Annotated in this window: 15 protein-coding genes and 1 other RNA gene; 7 read left to right on the top strand and 9 right to left on the bottom strand. The window is 41.7% G+C overall.

The window, feature by feature from the left end; all coding sequences use genetic code 11:
- Nucleotides 1-259: 259 nt before the first annotated feature.
- From ACMAZF_RS12350 to fucP, 3 genes are all read right to left on the bottom strand, one after another.
- The gene (locus ACMAZF_RS12350) at nt 260-1,495 is read right to left on the bottom strand and encodes a malic enzyme-like NAD(P)-binding protein (protein WP_435274119.1); all 1,236 of its coding nucleotides are present in this window, start codon (nt 1,493-1,495) and stop codon (nt 260-262) included.
- A 417-nt stretch (nt 1,496-1,912) separates the two neighbouring features.
- Nucleotides 1,913-3,415, bottom strand: coding sequence for a sulfatase-like hydrolase/transferase (locus ACMAZF_RS12345; protein ID WP_435274118.1), 1,503 nt, complete (start codon nt 3,413-3,415; stop codon nt 1,913-1,915).
- A gap of 157 nt (nt 3,416-3,572) precedes the next feature.
- Entirely contained in the window at nt 3,573-4,991 is a 1,419-nt protein-coding gene (gene fucP / locus ACMAZF_RS12340) for an L-fucose:H+ symporter permease (protein ID WP_435274117.1), read from the bottom strand.
- A 292-nt stretch (nt 4,992-5,283) separates the two neighbouring features.
- On the opposite strand from fucP, the gene ACMAZF_RS12335 reads away from it, so the two are divergent.
- The 4 genes from ACMAZF_RS12335 (at nt 5,284) to ACMAZF_RS12320 (ending at nt 9,309) form a co-directional block, all read left to right on the top strand.
- Nucleotides 5,284-7,473 (top strand): multiheme c-type cytochrome, encoded by a 2,190-nt coding sequence (locus ACMAZF_RS12335; protein WP_435274116.1) that lies wholly within the window; start codon nt 5,284-5,286, stop codon nt 7,471-7,473.
- A 365-nt stretch (nt 7,474-7,838) separates the two neighbouring features.
- Nucleotides 7,839-8,264 (top strand): hypothetical protein, encoded by a 426-nt coding sequence (locus tag ACMAZF_RS12330; RefSeq protein ID WP_435274115.1) that lies wholly within the window; start codon nt 7,839-7,841, stop codon nt 8,262-8,264.
- A gap of 561 nt (nt 8,265-8,825) precedes the next feature.
- Nucleotides 8,826-9,059, top strand: coding sequence for a ribbon-helix-helix domain-containing protein (locus ACMAZF_RS12325; protein WP_435274114.1), 234 nt, complete (start codon nt 8,826-8,828; stop codon nt 9,057-9,059).
- On the top strand, nt 9,046-9,309 hold the full coding sequence (locus tag ACMAZF_RS12320; RefSeq protein WP_435274113.1) for a type II toxin-antitoxin system RelE family toxin: 264 nt from the start codon (nt 9,046-9,048) through the stop codon (nt 9,307-9,309). Before ACMAZF_RS12325 ends, ACMAZF_RS12320 begins: the two co-directional genes overlap by 14 nt.
- A gap of 234 nt (nt 9,310-9,543) precedes the next feature.
- On the opposite strand, the gene ACMAZF_RS12315 is transcribed toward ACMAZF_RS12320, so the two are convergent.
- The 3 genes from ACMAZF_RS12315 to smpB form a co-directional block, all read right to left on the bottom strand.
- Nucleotides 9,544-9,777 (bottom strand): hypothetical protein, encoded by a 234-nt coding sequence (locus ACMAZF_RS12315; protein ID WP_435274112.1) that lies wholly within the window; start codon nt 9,775-9,777, stop codon nt 9,544-9,546.
- Nucleotides 9,778-9,897: 120 nt separating this feature from the next.
- Nucleotides 9,898-10,251: a transfer-messenger RNA gene (ssrA, locus tag ACMAZF_RS12310) on the bottom strand.
- Nucleotides 10,252-10,352: 101 nt separating this feature from the next.
- Nucleotides 10,353-10,835, bottom strand: a complete 483-nt coding sequence (gene smpB, locus ACMAZF_RS12305; RefSeq protein WP_435274111.1) for an SsrA-binding protein SmpB — start codon at nt 10,833-10,835, stop codon at nt 10,353-10,355.
- A gap of 247 nt (nt 10,836-11,082) precedes the next feature.
- On the opposite strand from smpB, the gene ACMAZF_RS12300 reads away from it, so the two are divergent.
- Nucleotides 11,083-11,514 (top strand): SRPBCC family protein, encoded by a 432-nt coding sequence (locus ACMAZF_RS12300; RefSeq protein WP_435274110.1) that lies wholly within the window; start codon nt 11,083-11,085, stop codon nt 11,512-11,514.
- Nucleotides 11,507-11,851 carry an RnfH family protein gene (locus ACMAZF_RS12295; protein WP_435274109.1) on the top strand — a complete coding sequence of 115 codons (345 nt, stop codon included), beginning with the start codon at nt 11,507-11,509 and terminating at the stop codon, nt 11,849-11,851. Before ACMAZF_RS12300 ends, ACMAZF_RS12295 begins: the two co-directional genes overlap by 8 nt.
- 270 nt (nt 11,852-12,121) lie before the next feature.
- Here the strand turns inward: ACMAZF_RS12295 and ACMAZF_RS12290 are convergent, their stop codons facing one another.
- From ACMAZF_RS12290 to ACMAZF_RS12280, 3 genes are all read right to left on the bottom strand, one after another.
- Nucleotides 12,122-12,490 carry an outer membrane protein assembly factor BamE gene (locus tag ACMAZF_RS12290; RefSeq protein WP_435274108.1) on the bottom strand — a complete coding sequence of 123 codons (369 nt, stop codon included), beginning with the start codon at nt 12,488-12,490 and terminating at the stop codon, nt 12,122-12,124.
- Between the two features lie 141 nt (nt 12,491-12,631).
- Nucleotides 12,632-13,378 (bottom strand): UDP-2,3-diacylglucosamine diphosphatase, encoded by a 747-nt coding sequence (gene lpxH / locus ACMAZF_RS12285; protein ID WP_435274107.1) that lies wholly within the window; start codon nt 13,376-13,378, stop codon nt 12,632-12,634.
- 85 nt (nt 13,379-13,463) lie between these two features.
- Nucleotides 13,464-13,958, bottom strand: coding sequence for a peptidylprolyl isomerase (locus ACMAZF_RS12280; protein ID WP_435274106.1), 495 nt, complete (start codon nt 13,956-13,958; stop codon nt 13,464-13,466).
- A 242-nt stretch (nt 13,959-14,200) separates the two neighbouring features.
- Here ACMAZF_RS12280 and cysS point away from each other — a divergent pair, with 242 nt between their 5' ends.
- The gene (gene cysS, locus ACMAZF_RS12275; protein WP_435274105.1) at nt 14,201-15,577 is read left to right on the top strand and encodes a cysteine--tRNA ligase; all 1,377 of its coding nucleotides are present in this window, start codon (nt 14,201-14,203) and stop codon (nt 15,575-15,577) included.
- Nucleotides 15,578-15,618: the final 41 nt, after the last annotated feature.

The raw sequence follows: 15,618 nt of genomic DNA, 5'->3' as shown, positions 1-15,618 counted from the left end.
TTATAGGCAAATGACATTGTCTGGGGCCAAATTTTTTAGAATGTAAACCGTCATCAAGCGATTGGATGACGAGCAGAGCATCGCCGACAATCTGCAAGAAAAGACCAATTACCCTAGGGTCTTATTGTGCTCAGGAAAAATTAACGAGAACAAGGCGCTTGAATGAGCAATAGCTTACATATTGGGATTGAACACAACGTAGTAATCGCTGATTTTAACAAGCGCAAGTGATCCAATAATTAACAGACCCTAATAGTCTTTAGCACGTTAGATGGACCGGTAATCGTGCCACTCCGGAAGCTATTGCTGCCTCTGCCACGGCGATTGATACCTGTTCACAAAGCCTAGGATCCATTGGTTTTGGTATAATATAGTCTTTTCCAAAGCACAGAGAAGTAGCACCACTAGCTGTTAATACGTGATCTGGCACCGCTTGTTTAGCGATGTCACTGATCGCTTTTACGGCGGCTATTTTCATTTCGTCGTTAATCGTGCTTGCTCTCACATCAAGGGCTCCACGGAAAATAAAGGGAAAGCACAACACGTTATTGACCTGATTGGGATAATCTGAGCGCCCAGTTGCCATAATTAAGTCACTTCGCACTCGATGAGCCAGCGCCGGTGCTATTTCGGGTGTCGGATTGGAGCAGGCAAAAACAATAGGATTATCGGCCATGGTGGTGAGAAGTTCGGGGCTTAGCAAATTAGGGCCTGAGACACCAATGAAAACGTCAGCGTCATGCATGGCGTCAGCCAAGCTTCGTAAGTCGGTATCGTTGGCAAACTGCTGTTTATATTCGTTTAAGTCGTGGCGCTGGCTATGGAGCACCCCTTTGGTATCTAGCATGTAGATATTTTTGCGTTGTGCGCCACATTTAATCAATAACGTCATACACGCTATAGCTGCGGCCCCCGCACCTAAACAGACAATTTTTGCGTGCGCTAGATCTTTTCCTTGTATCTCTAAGGCATTAAGTAACGCGGCCGCGGTGACGATTGCTGTACCATGTTGGTCGTCATGAAAAACCGGAACTTGACAACGCTCCGCCAATACTTTCTCAATCACAAAGCACTCAGGTGCTTTAATATCCTCAAGGTTTATGCCACCAAAACTGTCACTAATATTAGCCACTGTATCGATGAATTCGTCGACGGTACTATGGGTCACTTCAATATCAAATGCGTCGATATTGGCAAAGCGTTTGAACAACAAGGCTTTTCCTTCCATAACCGGTTTTGAGGCCATCGGACCAATGTTACCTAGGCCTAACACTGCCGTACCGTTGCTGATCACTGCAACCGTATTGCCTTTACCTGTATAACGATATACCGCCTCGGGATCCTTGGCTATTTCTATACATGGCTCAGCGACACCAGGACTATAGGCGAGCGATAGATCCAGACTGGTTTGAGTGGGGGTTGTGATGGCTAGGCCTATTTTACCCGGTGTCGGGCTGGCATGGTAATCAAGGGCTTGTTGACGAAAATCGTTCATGTGATTGTCCAAAATAATTTAGTTTTTATGAAATGTGTGGCTACAGCGTTATTTTTTGAGCGATCGGAATCACTTAAAATGACCAATAGCTCTACTTTAATCTACAAACATCTGCGTATTTTTAGGCAATAAGGCAACTCGAAATGAGGACACAAGGTATCAAGAAGAAGTGGTATGTTGTTTTGCTTACGTCATACCAATTCGATCACATTTCGACTTAGTTGTGTTGGTTAAAGTATGCCAAGGCGACGTTGTTTTCATTGACAATCGCGAGCCTTGCTTAGACTAATTTATCCCTGCACAGCACGATCACAAACTTAATGAAATGGCAGTAAGCGTTTGCATGGTGACGGGAAAAAGCGCTTATCTAATAATAAAAAATCTAATCGATGAGCGCTGTCAAACACTAGGGATAAGTTAATGCTCGGTAAAGACTGTTTGTTTAACCCCAATTTTGTCCTTTTGAAAACCCGGTCTGACTTTGCCAGTAAACGGCTGATAACTATTAACAGGGTCGCTATTGGTTAATGGGTCGCCCACTTGGGTTTTTAACTGTTCTAGCTTAGCGGTCAGGTGTTTAATAATCTTATCGCTGCCTGCTTTTTCAGAAATATCATGCATTTCCCATGGATCGTTTTTCATATCAAACAACACATTACGTTTTAGTAGCGGATAATATATCAACTTGTATCTGTGGCTTCGCGCCATGCGCTGGAAGTGACGGTAGCTGCCGTAGATATAATCGTTCATGACCGTCTTTTCACCACGCACAATAGGCATGATACTTGGGCCTTGTAGGGAGTCTGGTGCATCAATACCTGCTAGTTCTGCCGTTGTTGCAAAGATACTATTTAGATAGAACATGCCTTTGGCACGGCTGTTGGCGGGAATCCCATCACCTACCATAATGAAAGGCGCACGAATGCTGTGATCATAAACATTTTGTTTGCCCGCAAGGCCATGCTTACCTACAGCTAAGCCATGATCGGATGTGAAAATAATGTACGTATTTTTAGCAAAAGGTGATTTCTCTAAGCTATCGAGAATACGACCAATTTGTGTATCCATGTGCTCCACCATCGCGTAATACTCACCAATAAACGTTTTGGTTTGTTGCTCGGTGCGAGGGAAAGTCATTAATGCTTCATCGCGAATGTTGTAATCGCCCGCATCGATTTCTGGCATCGGGACGAAGTTAGGTGGTAAAACCATGCCCTCAGCGGGGTACTTATCAACATATGACTGTGGTGATTGACGCGGATCATGAGGTGCGGTAAATGCAACATACATCAGAAAGGGATTGTTATTTCGTTGCGCCTTACTGTCAAGGTAGCTAATGGCTGCATCGGCAAAAGCTTCACTGGTGTGCTGTCTCTTTTGCTTTTTAGCCCATTTAATATCGTTGCCAAAATCCGTCAACCAAGGGTTCCATTGGCCCCCTTTACTGATTGGCGCCATGCCACCTTCGTGTACTGCGCGGCCGATTGAAAAAGAACGTTTTAACGCGTCATCTCCAACGTGCCATTTACCGGTAATAAATGTTTCATAGCCGGCGTTTCTAAAGGTTTCACCCATGAGTGGATGGCTCGTCTTATTTGATTTTGGCGAAAAACCGGTCGTATGGAGATTGCGACCCGTATTAATCATTTGACGACTTGGCGCGCAAACGGCACCAGACCAAGACCCCTGATTAAAGACATGGGTAAATGCCATACCGGTGTGTGCTAGGCGGTCTATATTGGGCGTATTGATAGCATCGTTGCCTAATGCATTAATGGTATCAATGGATTGGTCATCGGTGATGATAAGTAAAATGTTAGGGCGCTCACTTTGGGCTGAGTAACTTGGTAACACAGCCAACGCACTAGCGGCGCACAATAGTAAAAACAGTGCTTTTATTGAATTAAGGGCGTTGCTCATAAAAAAACCTTATTATAGTGATATGGGTATGTTGCTTATTATAAATAAAAAACATACCGGTGCAATGGTAAAGAGTGATTTTGGCACTACAAACAAAAAAGAGCAGGTTAAGCTGCTCTTTTAAAACATATTAATATTATATTATGACCGCTTAATATTAGGCTTTATGGGTGTGATGGGCCCGATATCCATAGATTGCAATCACAATAAAACAAACTAGCGGTAACACGAAAGAGGTTTGAACCGCCGGAATATCGTCAAGCAATGAAGCACCATCTATCATACTGCCTTGTAATGGCGGCATTAAAGCACCACCAACAATTGCCATCACTAATCCAGCCGACGCTAGGCTTGCATCATCACCGGTATCTTTCAACGCAATACCATAGATTGTCGGGAACATTAATGACATACAAGCTGACGTTGCAACTAAACAATATAAGCCAGTCATTCCACCAATAAAGATAGTACCAAATGATAAGGTAATGCCACCTATGGCTAAGAATTGTAATAATTGACCGGGACGTATTTTTGCGAGCAAGAAAGTACAAATGAATCGACTTGCGAGGAAGATCCCCATCGCTACCATATTATATTGCTGTGCCTGCGCGGCTGTTAAGCCGACAGATGTCATGCCGTAATGAATTATAAATGTCCAACACATAATTTGCGCGCCAACATAAAAAGCTTGCGCGATAACCCCTTCACGGTATCTTGCGTTGGAAAGTAAGCGTATAAAAGTATTTTTTAGTACGTTAGTTGTTAATGGCTCATCATGAGTGATTGTGTCAGGTAGTTTACGCAATAAAAAGACGACAAACAGGATCGCTATGACAGACGCAATAACAATATAAGGGCCACGTACAGTAATTAGATCAGCCGTTTGCATGGCTTGATGTGCTTCAGGTTGAGCCACTGAAAACTCTGCCAGCGCCTGCGTTAGCTTTCCGTCAACTACAGACGGTAGCATGTCGGCATACTCTGGATGCTCAGCCCGTTGAGTTGCGCGAAATTCTTCAACTTTTAATTCACTCAAAATATAATTGGAAGCGACGAACATACCTCCAAGCGAACCAATTGGATTAAACGCTTGCGCTAAGTTAAGACGCTGAGTTGAGGTTTCTGATGAGCCCATTGATAGAATGTATGGATTGGCCGTTGTTTCTAGAAGCGCGAGTCCACAGGTTAATACGCATAAGGCCAATAAAAAGAAGTTGAATTGAGCCGTCATACTTGCTGGCAAAAATAATAATGCGCCAATCGCATAAAGTGCTAACCCTAAGAGAATGCCGGCTTTATATGAAAATCGTCGAATAAAAATCGCAGCAGGAATAGCCATAATGCCATACCCTAAATAGAAGGCAAACTGCACCATCGAACTTTGCGCGTTGCTAATAAGAAAAATGTCTTTAAATGCTTTAACTAACGGATTGGTTATATCGTTGGCAAATCCCCATAATGGAAAAAGAGCGGCGACTAAAATAAACGGGAGTATGTACTGTTTTGCTAAAATAGGTGGCTTAGTGATGTTATTTTGATTAATATTATCACTTGAAGTCTTTGTTATTATTGTCATTTTTACCTCTGGCTGCGTATATCACTTTATCGGTAACTGTGGCATCGTCAAACGTTGCACATTTATCTTATTGTGATTATTATATGTAATGTTCACAACTTACTTGGTGTAAGTGAGCATGTCAAACTAAGATGTTTTTTATTAATAATAAAAGATAGTGGCATTTTGCCTTCTGATAACTCTGCACATACCAAAACCACTTGGAAATTCCCAAGGGAATTTCGGTATATACTTCTCAAGTGATTGTTACCGTAAGTTCAATTCATTAATCATGATAATAAAGGATGGTTAGATGCATCAATTGTGCGTATTAAAACTATTACTGGTGCTTTTTATTGTGGCGCCTTTTTCAATCAAAGCGCAATCGACGAATCCTTCAGCTAACTATAACAACTGCATAGGCTGCCACAAGTCTGAGTATCACAGTTGGCAGCAATCGGATCACGCTAAGGCGATGGCGCTAGCGACAAGTGATTCCGTCAAAGGCGACTTTGACAATAAACGGGTAACGCATTACGGCCAGCAAGCCCTCTTCTTTGTCAAAAATGGTCAATATCGTGTGACTATTTCTTATGGGGAACGCCGAGACGACTATCCAATAAAATATACATTTGGTCACTTTCCATTACAGCAATATTTAGTTGAAACGCAGCCGGGGAAATTACAGGTTCTGCCGTTTGCTTGGGATAGTCGAGACAAAATCGATGGTGGACAGCGTTGGTATCACAACTATAGTCATGAAGAAATTGCGCCAAAGGATCGCCTGCACTGGCGACAACCCCTCCAAAACTGGAATGGCATGTGCGCCGACTGTCATTCTGATGGCCTTAAACGAAATTACGATAGCCTTAAAAACACCTTTAATACCACCTTTGATAACATTAATGTTGGCTGTCAATCCTGTCATGGCAAGATGAGTAAACATGGCGATTCAATCACTGAAAATAACGTCGACACTGCGGTGAAAACAGGTTCAAACGCGATTAACAAAAAAGGGTATTGGTTGAGGGAAAAAGACCAAAAGACCGCATCATGGCGAGGTAAGCAACGCGATAATAGTTTTATGGACGGGTGCTTTGCTTGCCACTCGCTACGCGCGCCGCTTACAGATGGATTTAAACCGCGAACACCATTTTTACAACAATTTATGCCGCAAATGCCAACAGCACCAAGTTATCATGTCGATGGACAAATCAAAGAAGAGGTTTATGTCTATGGCTCATTTTTGCAGAGTAAAATGTTTGCCAAAGGTGTTAATTGTTTAGACTGTCACGATAAACACACCATGAAAGTAAAAGCCGCTAACAACGGCTTGTGTTTACAATGCCACAGTGGAGAGCAGTATAATGTTAAATCACATCACCAGCATCCTGCATCTTCTGCTGGCGCGAAGTGCGTGAACTGTCATATGCCAACCACTCGATATATGGGGGTGGATGATAGACGTGATCACAGCTTTAAAGTTCCAAGGCCTGATCTGTCCATCAAATACGGTACGCCCAATGCTTGTATCAATTGCCATAAAGACAAAAATAATCAATGGGCCAGTGATACGCTAACACAGTGGCATGGCAAGCCCACGCCTTATCGACAAAGTAAGCAATTACTTATGGCGCTCAATTCAGGACAAGGAATAACCCTTGACCAACACCTATCGATTGTTGCCGATAATGAGCTGGATATAATCAGCCGCGCAAGCGCACTTCAGCAATTAAATATGACGACACAAACAGTCGCTAGCAAAGCTTTACTCCCCTATTTGACGCATCTTGAGCCGTTACTTAGATTGAGCGCTGCCAATGCCGCTGCCTTACTGTCGCCAGACTTAAGGGTAGAGCACCTTAGCCCGTTATTGACGGATAACAACAAGGCCGTTCGGGTGGCGGCGGCAACGAGTTTGGCCACCGATAAAATAGCGACAAGCTTTCAGCGGTCGTTTATTGCTGCATTTGAAGAACTGAAAAATAGCAATGAGATCAACAGCTGGCGCGGCGAAGGAAAAGCGAACCAGGGGATGCTAGCCATGCGCCAACGCAGTGCTACTGACGCAGAGAAAGCCTTTTTGGGTGCCATTAATGTTGAACCTTATTATGAGACTGGCTATATCAATTTGGCTGATTTGTATCGAAGTATGCAGCGTCATAGCGATGTGAAAAAAGTACTAGATCAAGGGTTAAAGAATTTACCTAAATCAGGGGCGTTATCTTACGCCTATGGTCTGCACTTGGTGCGAATGCGTCAACATCAAAAGGCGCTTGATTATTTTCAACAGGCTACGGTGCTTGACCCTCAATCATCGCAATACCTGTACGCTTTTATTTTATCGCTTGATGGTCAAGGTGAGTCCAGCAAGGCATTAGTCGAGCTAAAGAATAGAATCACCGGCTATCGAGATCGTCAACAGCTCAAAGAATTAGGTCGTTATTTGGCGAACAAGAGTCAACACAGAGCCATGTTCGAGTGGTTCACCGCATTAAAATAGCGTCGACACGGTGTATTTCACTGATATTTGTGTGGAAGAAAAACACAATCAAGCGTCAATATAGGCAAATAACGCAAGGGGCGAATATAGTAACTATATAACTCAAACTTATTTGATTAGCGTTGTACTAACCTTGTTGTAAATATTGAGGAATGTAAATGTGACCCTTAAGTATCCGATTTTAGAAATATGTACAAAAGAAAATTCGATGTCAGTAAAATCTAAATTAGAAAATTTGCAATTTTCACATCGGTAAGTTTGAGAAATAGCTATTTAAAAAACATCATAAATCTGAATGTGGGCGCTACTGGGAGGGAAGGTATAAACCACAAGCCTTGCTTGATGAAACCGCATTGCTCAGTTGTATGATGTATGTCGATTTGAATCCCATACGTGCCAATATGTGTGATGACCTAACGAGCAGTGATTTCACGTCGATTCAAGAGCGTATAAAATGTTACCAAACAGCTAAACGCAAAGAGCAAACACAACACCAGCCGAGATCACTGATACCCTTTGGACTTAGCCAAGATAAGAATGCGATTGCATTTTCAGCAGCAGATTACTTTGCACTAGCCGATTGGAGTGGTAGGGCAATTCATCCTAATAAATCTGGGTTTATTGACGGTGATACTCCAAAACTAATTCATGAGCTGGGACTATCACAAGATGAGTGGTTAGAGACAATTAGAAACTTTAGACGACAGTACGGCAACTTTGCGGGTAGTAAAGAATCATTAAAACGATGCGCTAATAGCCATCATGACTGTTGGTATAAAGGCGTTGGCTGACAAATATTAATTTGACAGTTAAATAAGCAAATTCACACCTTATCAATCACCTGATTGAGAGACTTTCTTGTTCCAAATACTCATTATTGCCATTATTTTATGAGCTTGATTTGTAGTCTTCCAAATACATCGATATTTCTTCAATGACACGTTGAACCAGTAGCCGAATTAGATAATTTTTCCTAGTAGTTTTGGACGTCTAAAAGAATTGAGTGTCCCAGAATTATATCCCAGAATTATATGAAAGAATTGAGTGTCCCAGAATTACCAGGCGTGTAAATCGATGCCGCAGTAGTAAGGATGTGTGCTATTGTAAAAGTTCATTGGGCTTTCTCCTGATTACGGTTGTCGCCATTAAATTTAGCAGTTACTGCTAAATTTAGGGAGAGGGCTCAATGAGTATCAAGAAGACGGCTAAAACTGTCACATTTTTTGCAAACTGCCGCAAAACAATGTGCCAGCACGCTACTGGCTAGCTTGGCGTTAGTTGCTCCAGATGTTCAGTGACACCATAACGTTGTAGTGCTATAGTCTGGTTATTAAAACAATGGAGCTACTACTATGAGTAATTTATCAAAACGTTCGACTGTTTATTTTGAACCTGACATACATCAAGCTTTAAAAATGCGAGCAGCTTCCGCACACTTATCTGTTTCTGAGTTAATAGATGAAGCGGTCCGTTTATTGATGCGTGAAGACCAAGAAGACCTGGCTGCCGTATCGCAACGAGCTCATGAACCTGAAATTTCTTATGAAGATCTACTAAACGATTTGAAGTCACATGGCAAAATATAAAATCACTTTTAAAAAGTCTGTGGCTAAAGATTTACGTGTAATACCTAAAAGCGATATACAAAATATATTAAGTAAAATTGATTCCTTATCTGATAATCCGCGCGGCGAAGGTTGTATAAAATTATCGGGTAAAGAAAACTATAGAGTTCGGCAAGGTTTGTATCGCATAATTTATGAAATAAAAGATGGTCTACTTGTTGTAAATGTCGTTAAAGTAGCCCACAGGTCGCATGTGTATAAGAGCAACTAACAAGTTCTCAAACGGACAAAAAACAGCTGGCTTTTGCTCCCTCGTTGCTAATTTTAGCCAGCAATTTTATTGCCGCTTAGCAAAGCGTTAATCCATCCCAACAGATAAGACCCAATTCAAAGCAACTTAATTTAAGTCATTTAAAAAGCCCCGTAAACCGTTGGTTTACCTTGCTTTTTTAGGTCTGCGGCAACAAGCCCGAATGTGGTGGAGGCGGGGGAATTGAACCGTGTTTTAATCGTCACTTTTTTGGGCATGATTCATTGAAATTAGGACTTTTTCTACAAAATTCAAAATGACCACCACAGCGACAGTAACTATAGCCATTGCGTACCCTGAAACAAATAAAGCATCATCATTTTCGGTAATATAAAAAACTGAGAAAAGAGCCGCCCAGCAAAGCATTAGTGAATAAACTGTTCTCGTTCTCTGTTTTTTTATAATGCGTTTTAGTTTCATTTCTTCCATGTGATTAATAAACCCTATAGTTGTATGCGTTTCTGCATTAAATTTTTTTATAAATTAAAAAAGCCCCGTAAACCATTGGTCTACGGGGCTTTTTGAGGTCTGCGGTAACAAACCTGAATGTGGTGGAGGCGGGGGGAATTGAACCCCCGTCCGAAAAACCTACATCCTCGGTACTACATGCTTAGTCATGTCTATAGATTAACCGCAACCACTCCGACAGACAGGATTGATATTGGCGAGCCTGATTAGTTTTAACGCTTCAACTACAGACGAAGTTTCCACGCGATCCTGTGTAGAGTGACTTTCCGAGTCCCAGCGCACAAGCACACGTGGGTGGAAAGCTAGCGGCCTAAGCGGCTAGAGAGTACTGTTCGTCGTTTGCGAATAGATTTAAGTGCGGCTTTTTACGAGGCCAACCGCCCCTCGGCATGCACCTTGGGTTTCAAGAATCTCGTCGAATCCTAAATCGCCCCCAAAGCGATAACAGCTATTCTACGCCTTGCTAAGGCATTGAGCAACCAGTCAATTAGCTACTTGATGGAATATTAATCAAATAGCGTGTTGAATTGTTTGTTCTAGCGTAATGAGTCTTTCATGACGCGTGATTTTTCACGTTCCCAGTCGCGTTGTTTGCCATCTTCACGTTTGTCGTGAGATTGCTTACCTTTACCTAGACCGATTTCAACTTTAGCCCATGGACCTTTCCAGTAAAGGCTGATGGCAACAATGGTAAAGCTTTGACGTTCAACAAGGCCTTTGAGCTTGTCGATTTCACGGCGCTTTAATAACAAACGACGCGGACGTTCTGGCTCACAATGCACGTGAGTTGATGCGGTGTTAAGCGGCGTGATGTGGCAACCAAGCAGCAATAGTTCATTGTTTTGAACAATACAATACGCGTCTGTCATGTTGACTTTGCCAACGCGCATTGATTTAACTTCCCAACCTTGTAGTTCAAGGCCTGCTTCGGTTTTTTCAGAAATTGCGTATTCGAAATGCGCTCTTTTATTTTTAGCAATATTACCAGGGCTGGTTTTTTTGCCTTTTTGTTTTGCCATGTTTGTAAACTCTATACTGATGGGGGCATTTCCACTGATGATGGGTATCTAAAATTTAATAAATGAATGTTTTTATTAATAGCGGAGAAATGCACAAACCCTAAAAATTGGCTTAAGTTTACCAGTATCTTAGCGCCAAGCAAGTGATACCTAAGCGACTTTGTGATAAGGGGGGATATCGTTGGTTGCGCGTGAGTATTTGTGTGTGCTTGTGGTATGATAGCGCCGATTTTGTAAAGGAAGAATTATGCCTCAAGTAAACCGTAGCGCGTTAGTGATGTTTAGTGCGCAACAAATGTATGATTTAGTCAATGATGTTGCGGCTTATCCGCAATTTTTACCCGGTTGTGTGGGCTCTCGCATTGTTTCTGATGAAGAGAGTGTGATGGTGGCGAGTGTTGATGTTTCAAAGGCTGGCATTAAAAAGACATTCACAACGCGTAATACGCTGACTGAAAACGAACGTGTTGATATGGCGTTAGTTGATGGCCCTTTTAGATTATTAACCGGTGGCTGGTCGTTTTTAGCCCTTGATGATAACGCGTGTAAGGTTAACTTGGACTTAGAGTTTGAGTTTGATAATAAATTAGCTGAGTTTGCCTTTGGTAAAGTATTCAAAGAACTGGTAGGCAACATGGTGACGGCGTTTAGTGAGCGAGCGAAAGTAGTTTATGAGTAATCAAATTAATGTATTAGTGGCGTTTGCTACGCCGCACAAGCAAAAGGTTGTTGAGCTATCTGTCGATTCAAGTTTAACGGTTAGCGAGATTGTTGCGCAGTCAGGTATTGCAAACTACTTTTTAGATTTTGACTTCACTAAACCTAAAGTGGGGATTTTTAATCGCACCGTTAAGCTGACGGATACTTGTAAAGACGGCGATCGTATTGAAGTGTATCGTCCATTAATTGCCGATCCTAAAGCGGCTCGGCTCAAACGAGCAGAAAAAGCAGTTGCTGAAGGTCGTGCGGACAAGGTAACGGGTGGTCGTGTTAATGAAATGCGTAAAACTGATTAGCTTGCTATCACGTTAAACACTGTATGTATTATACCAATTGCATTAAATATTTGCCCACTTGTACTTGTTAAAATTAACTAAAATGGCGTTGCTCTCAATCCTAATAGCCAGCTATTAGTCAATCGAGCGCCTTGTTTTAGCTGATTTTCTCTACGCACAACAAGATCACTTACTTAATGCAATTGGTATTAATATTGTTGTAAGAATAAAAAAAGGCCGCTATTTATCAGTAAATAGCGGCCTTATTCGTTAATACGTTGTGTTAGCTGTTTACTCAGAAATTGGCGTATTAAATGCTTCGTTTTCTTTGTAATCGCCAGTCATTTCAACTAATTTGTTGTCTTTAAAAATCATTATCAATTCACGATAAGTAATTTGTGCATTTCGACCTGATTTAAAGTGGTAAACGTAACGCCATTTGTCGCCACCGTAGATGTCGTCAACAATTGGGCGACCGATGATGAACGCGACCTGTTCTTTGGTCATTTGAATGCGTAATTTGTCGATGTCTTTTTGTTCTAGAAAGTTACCTTGAGGTTTGTCTTGCTTATACACTAACCAATCAACAAATGAACATGCTGGTAGAGTTAGGGTAAGTGACGCGATTAACAGCGCTTGTGATACAGATTTTAAACTCATGTTTCCTCAATAAATAACTTCGTTAGTAAACAACTTGGAGGGCATAATAGCCAAGGGGTTCCCCAATGTCCAAATTAAATTTTTGTTCGTTAATACGTGCTTACTTTATAGGCACATTAAGCGAGTGATTTGTGGTTTTTCTTAGCCAGTAATCTTTGGTGATATGAAGGCTTGATTTTCAAGCGACATACCCTCTTTGGTGACGACTAATGATGAGCCTTGATCGTACCAATCACCCAACACAATACGCTCTGCAGGTTCGCCGTTTAAATCAAAGTGATGACGATCTGGACGATGAGTGTGGCCATGAATCAATAGCTGTACGTCGGCGTTTGTCATGTCTTTTTCAACTTCATTTTGTGTAACGTCCATAATTTCTAACGAAATCTTTTTGTTAGACGCTTTTGATTTGTTACGAATATCGCCTGCAATCTTTTGACGGGTTTTAAAAGGCAATGACAGCAGTAAGAATTTGATGATTGGATTACGACTGCGCTTTCTAAATTTCTGATAGGCGACATCGCGTGTACACAAGCTATCACCATGCATAATTAAGGCAGGCGTTCCGTAGAGGTCAATGACTTTACTTTCTGGTAATAAAATCATGCCGCTTTGTTTGCAATAGCGTTTGCCAATCGTGAAATCTCGATTGCCGTGAATATAATAAATGGGTACGCCGGTGTCATTAAGCGCTTTAAGACGTTCACTCACGAGTTTTATCATAGGGCAGGGGTTGTCGTCGCCAAACCACACTTCAAACAGGTCGCCTAAAATATATAAGGCATCACATCCAACAGCATCATTTGCTAAGAAATGGCAGAAGAGGTCGGTGATATCGCTGCGATCGCGATGAAGGTGTAAGTCAGCAATGAATAACGTTTTGCTCATGAAGTTGAGTAACCTTTTTAAAAAGCTTAATAATGTCTATTGGCTTGAGCGATTGCTCAAGCCAATAAGATAGATTAGCGTGTAATTACTCGCTAATAACTACCTTTTCGATAACCACTTCATCTAGTGGAACATCTTGATGGTAGCCACGGTTGCCCGTTTCTACTTTTTTGATCTTATCAACGATGTCCATGCCTTCAACAACTTTAGCGAATACACAGTAGCCCCAGCCTTGAACTGATTCGCTAGTGAAATCTAGGAAACCGTTGTCGCTAACGTTAATGAAAAACTGTGAGCTTGCTGAATGAGGATCTTGAGTACGCGCCATTGCTAAGGTGCCAATCGTGTTTTTAAGACCGTTGTTCGCTTCGTTATCGACACAAGTTACTGTGTCTTTTTCTAACATGCCGCTTTCCATGCCGCCGCCTTGAACCATAAATCCGTCAATAACGCGGTGGAAAATAGTACCGTCGTAAAAACCTTCTTTAACGTATTTTTCGAAGTTAGCTACTGTTTTTGGAGCTTTGTCTGCGTAAGTTTCGATTTTGATGTCACCGAAATTTGTGGTCATTAAGATCATGAAATTAACCTGTCTGTGATTTGTGTTACATTTGAATTGATGGGATTTTACCTTGTTTAGTAATAATGGCAAAGCAAAGGCTGTAATTTAGAACTAAATTACAGATTGTTGATGATTTTTTGCCAAATTGAGCATGTTTTTCAGATTCTTTAAGCGCCGTTACTGCAATCTGTTGAGCTGTTTTAACGCACCTGATAAACTCACCTCTTTATTTATTGTTAGGCCTAAGGAAACAACTCCCAATGTTATCAATTTACAACACGCTTACCCGCCAAAAAGATGTATTTAAACCGATTGTACCCGGTAAAGTTGGCATGTATGTGTGTGGAGTTACCACTTATGACTATTGTCACATTGGTCATGGCCGTACTTATGTGTTCTTCGATACGATTGTTCGTTACCTACGTTTTAGCGGCTACGAAGTTAAGTATGTTCGTAACATTACCGATGTTGATGACAAAATTATTGCTCGTGCTAATGAAAATGGTGAATCCTTTATCGAATTAACCGAGCGTTTCATTGATATCATGCACGGCAACTTTAAGTCGTTAAATATGGTTGAACCTGATGTTGAGCCAAAAGTATCGACGCACATCCCTGAAATCATTGAAATCATCGAAAAGCTCGTTACTAAAGAGCACGCGTATGTTGCAGATAACGGTGATGTTTTATTCTCAGTACCAAGCTATGAAGATTACGGTAAGTTAAGCCGCCAAGATTTAGATGCGTTGCAGTTAGGTGCACGTGTTGATGTTGTGCAAGACAAACGCAATGGCATGGATTTCGTGTTATGGAAAAAAGCCAAAGCAGGTGAACCAAGTTGGGCTTCTCCGTGGGGGGAAGGTCGTCCTGGCTGGCATATCGAATGTTCGGCAATGAATGCAAAGCATTTGGGTGAAACATTTGATATTCATGGTGGCGGTAGCGATTTAACCTTCCCCCATCATGAAAATGAAGTGGCTCAGTCTTGTTGTGCTCATGGCACCAACTATGTAAATACTTGGATGCACTCTGGTATGGTACAAGTTGATAAAGAAAAAATGTCTAAATCATTAGGCAACTTCTTTACCATTGAAGATGTGCTAAAAGTATTTGATGCTGAAACGATTCGTTTCTTCTTACTTAATGGCCATTACCGCAGTCAGTTAAATTATTCTGAAGACAACTTGCATCAAGGCCGTAGCGCATTAGAGCGCTTGTACACTGCTTTACGCGGAATTACGCCGACTGCCGATGTTAGTATGGACAATGACTATGTTGCTCGTTTTAAGACAGCAATGGACGATGATTTTAACACACCAGAAGCCTTACCTGTGTTATTCGAATTGGCTAAAGAGATTAACCGCGTTAAAGATACTGATGGTGATAAGGCGAGTGAGCTTGCTGCAATCTTAATTGAGCTTGGCAGCGTGTTAGGTGTACTGCAGTCTGATCCAGTTGCGTTTTTACAAGGTGACAACGATGATGAGTCAGCGGCTATTGAAGCGCTGATTGTTAAACGTAATGATGCGCGCGCTAGCAAAGACTGGGCGGCCGCTGATGCTGCCCGTGATGAGCTAACTTCGATGGGTATCGTCCTTGAAGACAGCGCTGGTGTTACCAGTTGGCGCCGTGTATAAACTACCCACCTTAATACGTTAAAATAGAGGCACTTTCCAGT

The organism is Psychrobium sp. nBUS_13, assembly GCF_051201665.1.
In the GTDB taxonomy this organism is placed as follows: domain Bacteria; phylum Pseudomonadota; class Gammaproteobacteria; order Enterobacterales; family Psychrobiaceae; genus Psychrobium.
The sequence above is the reverse complement of the archived record's forward strand: the minus strand, read 5'-3'. Positions and strand labels throughout refer to the sequence as shown.

What these genes read in the sequence shown, in the direction of transcription:
- ACMAZF_RS12315 (WP_435274112.1), bottom strand. Translation starts at nt 9,777, where the DNA reads ATGGAAGAAATGAAACTAAAACGCATTATAAAAAAACAGAGAACGAGA.
- ACMAZF_RS12325 (WP_435274114.1), top strand. Translation starts at nt 8,826, where the DNA reads ATGAGTAATTTATCAAAACGTTCGACTGTTTATTTTGAACCTGACATA.
- ACMAZF_RS12320 (WP_435274113.1), top strand. Translation starts at nt 9,046, where the DNA reads ATGGCAAAATATAAAATCACTTTTAAAAAGTCTGTGGCTAAAGATTTA.
- ACMAZF_RS12290 (WP_435274108.1), bottom strand. Translation starts at nt 12,490, where the DNA reads ATGAGTTTAAAATCTGTATCACAAGCGCTGTTAATCGCGTCACTTACC.
- ACMAZF_RS12295 (WP_435274109.1), top strand. Translation starts at nt 11,507, where the DNA reads ATGAGTAATCAAATTAATGTATTAGTGGCGTTTGCTACGCCGCACAAG.
- ACMAZF_RS12280 (WP_435274106.1), bottom strand. Translation starts at nt 13,958, where the DNA reads ATGATCTTAATGACCACAAATTTCGGTGACATCAAAATCGAAACTTAC.
- lpxH (WP_435274107.1), bottom strand. Translation starts at nt 13,378, where the DNA reads ATGAGCAAAACGTTATTCATTGCTGACTTACACCTTCATCGCGATCGC.
- ACMAZF_RS12300 (WP_435274110.1), top strand. Translation starts at nt 11,083, where the DNA reads ATGCCTCAAGTAAACCGTAGCGCGTTAGTGATGTTTAGTGCGCAACAA.
- cysS (WP_435274105.1), top strand. Translation starts at nt 14,201, where the DNA reads ATGTTATCAATTTACAACACGCTTACCCGCCAAAAAGATGTATTTAAA.
- ACMAZF_RS12330 (WP_435274115.1), top strand. Translation starts at nt 7,839, where the DNA reads ATGATGTATGTCGATTTGAATCCCATACGTGCCAATATGTGTGATGAC.
- smpB (WP_435274111.1), bottom strand. Translation starts at nt 10,835, where the DNA reads ATGGCAAAACAAAAAGGCAAAAAAACCAGCCCTGGTAATATTGCTAAA.
- ACMAZF_RS12335 (WP_435274116.1), top strand. Translation starts at nt 5,284, where the DNA reads ATGCATCAATTGTGCGTATTAAAACTATTACTGGTGCTTTTTATTGTG.
- ACMAZF_RS12350 (WP_435274119.1), bottom strand. Translation starts at nt 1,495, where the DNA reads ATGAACGATTTTCGTCAACAAGCCCTTGATTACCATGCCAGCCCGACA.
- fucP (WP_435274117.1), bottom strand. Translation starts at nt 4,991, where the DNA reads ATGACAATAATAACAAAGACTTCAAGTGATAATATTAATCAAAATAAC.
- ACMAZF_RS12345 (WP_435274118.1), bottom strand. Translation starts at nt 3,415, where the DNA reads ATGAGCAACGCCCTTAATTCAATAAAAGCACTGTTTTTACTATTGTGC.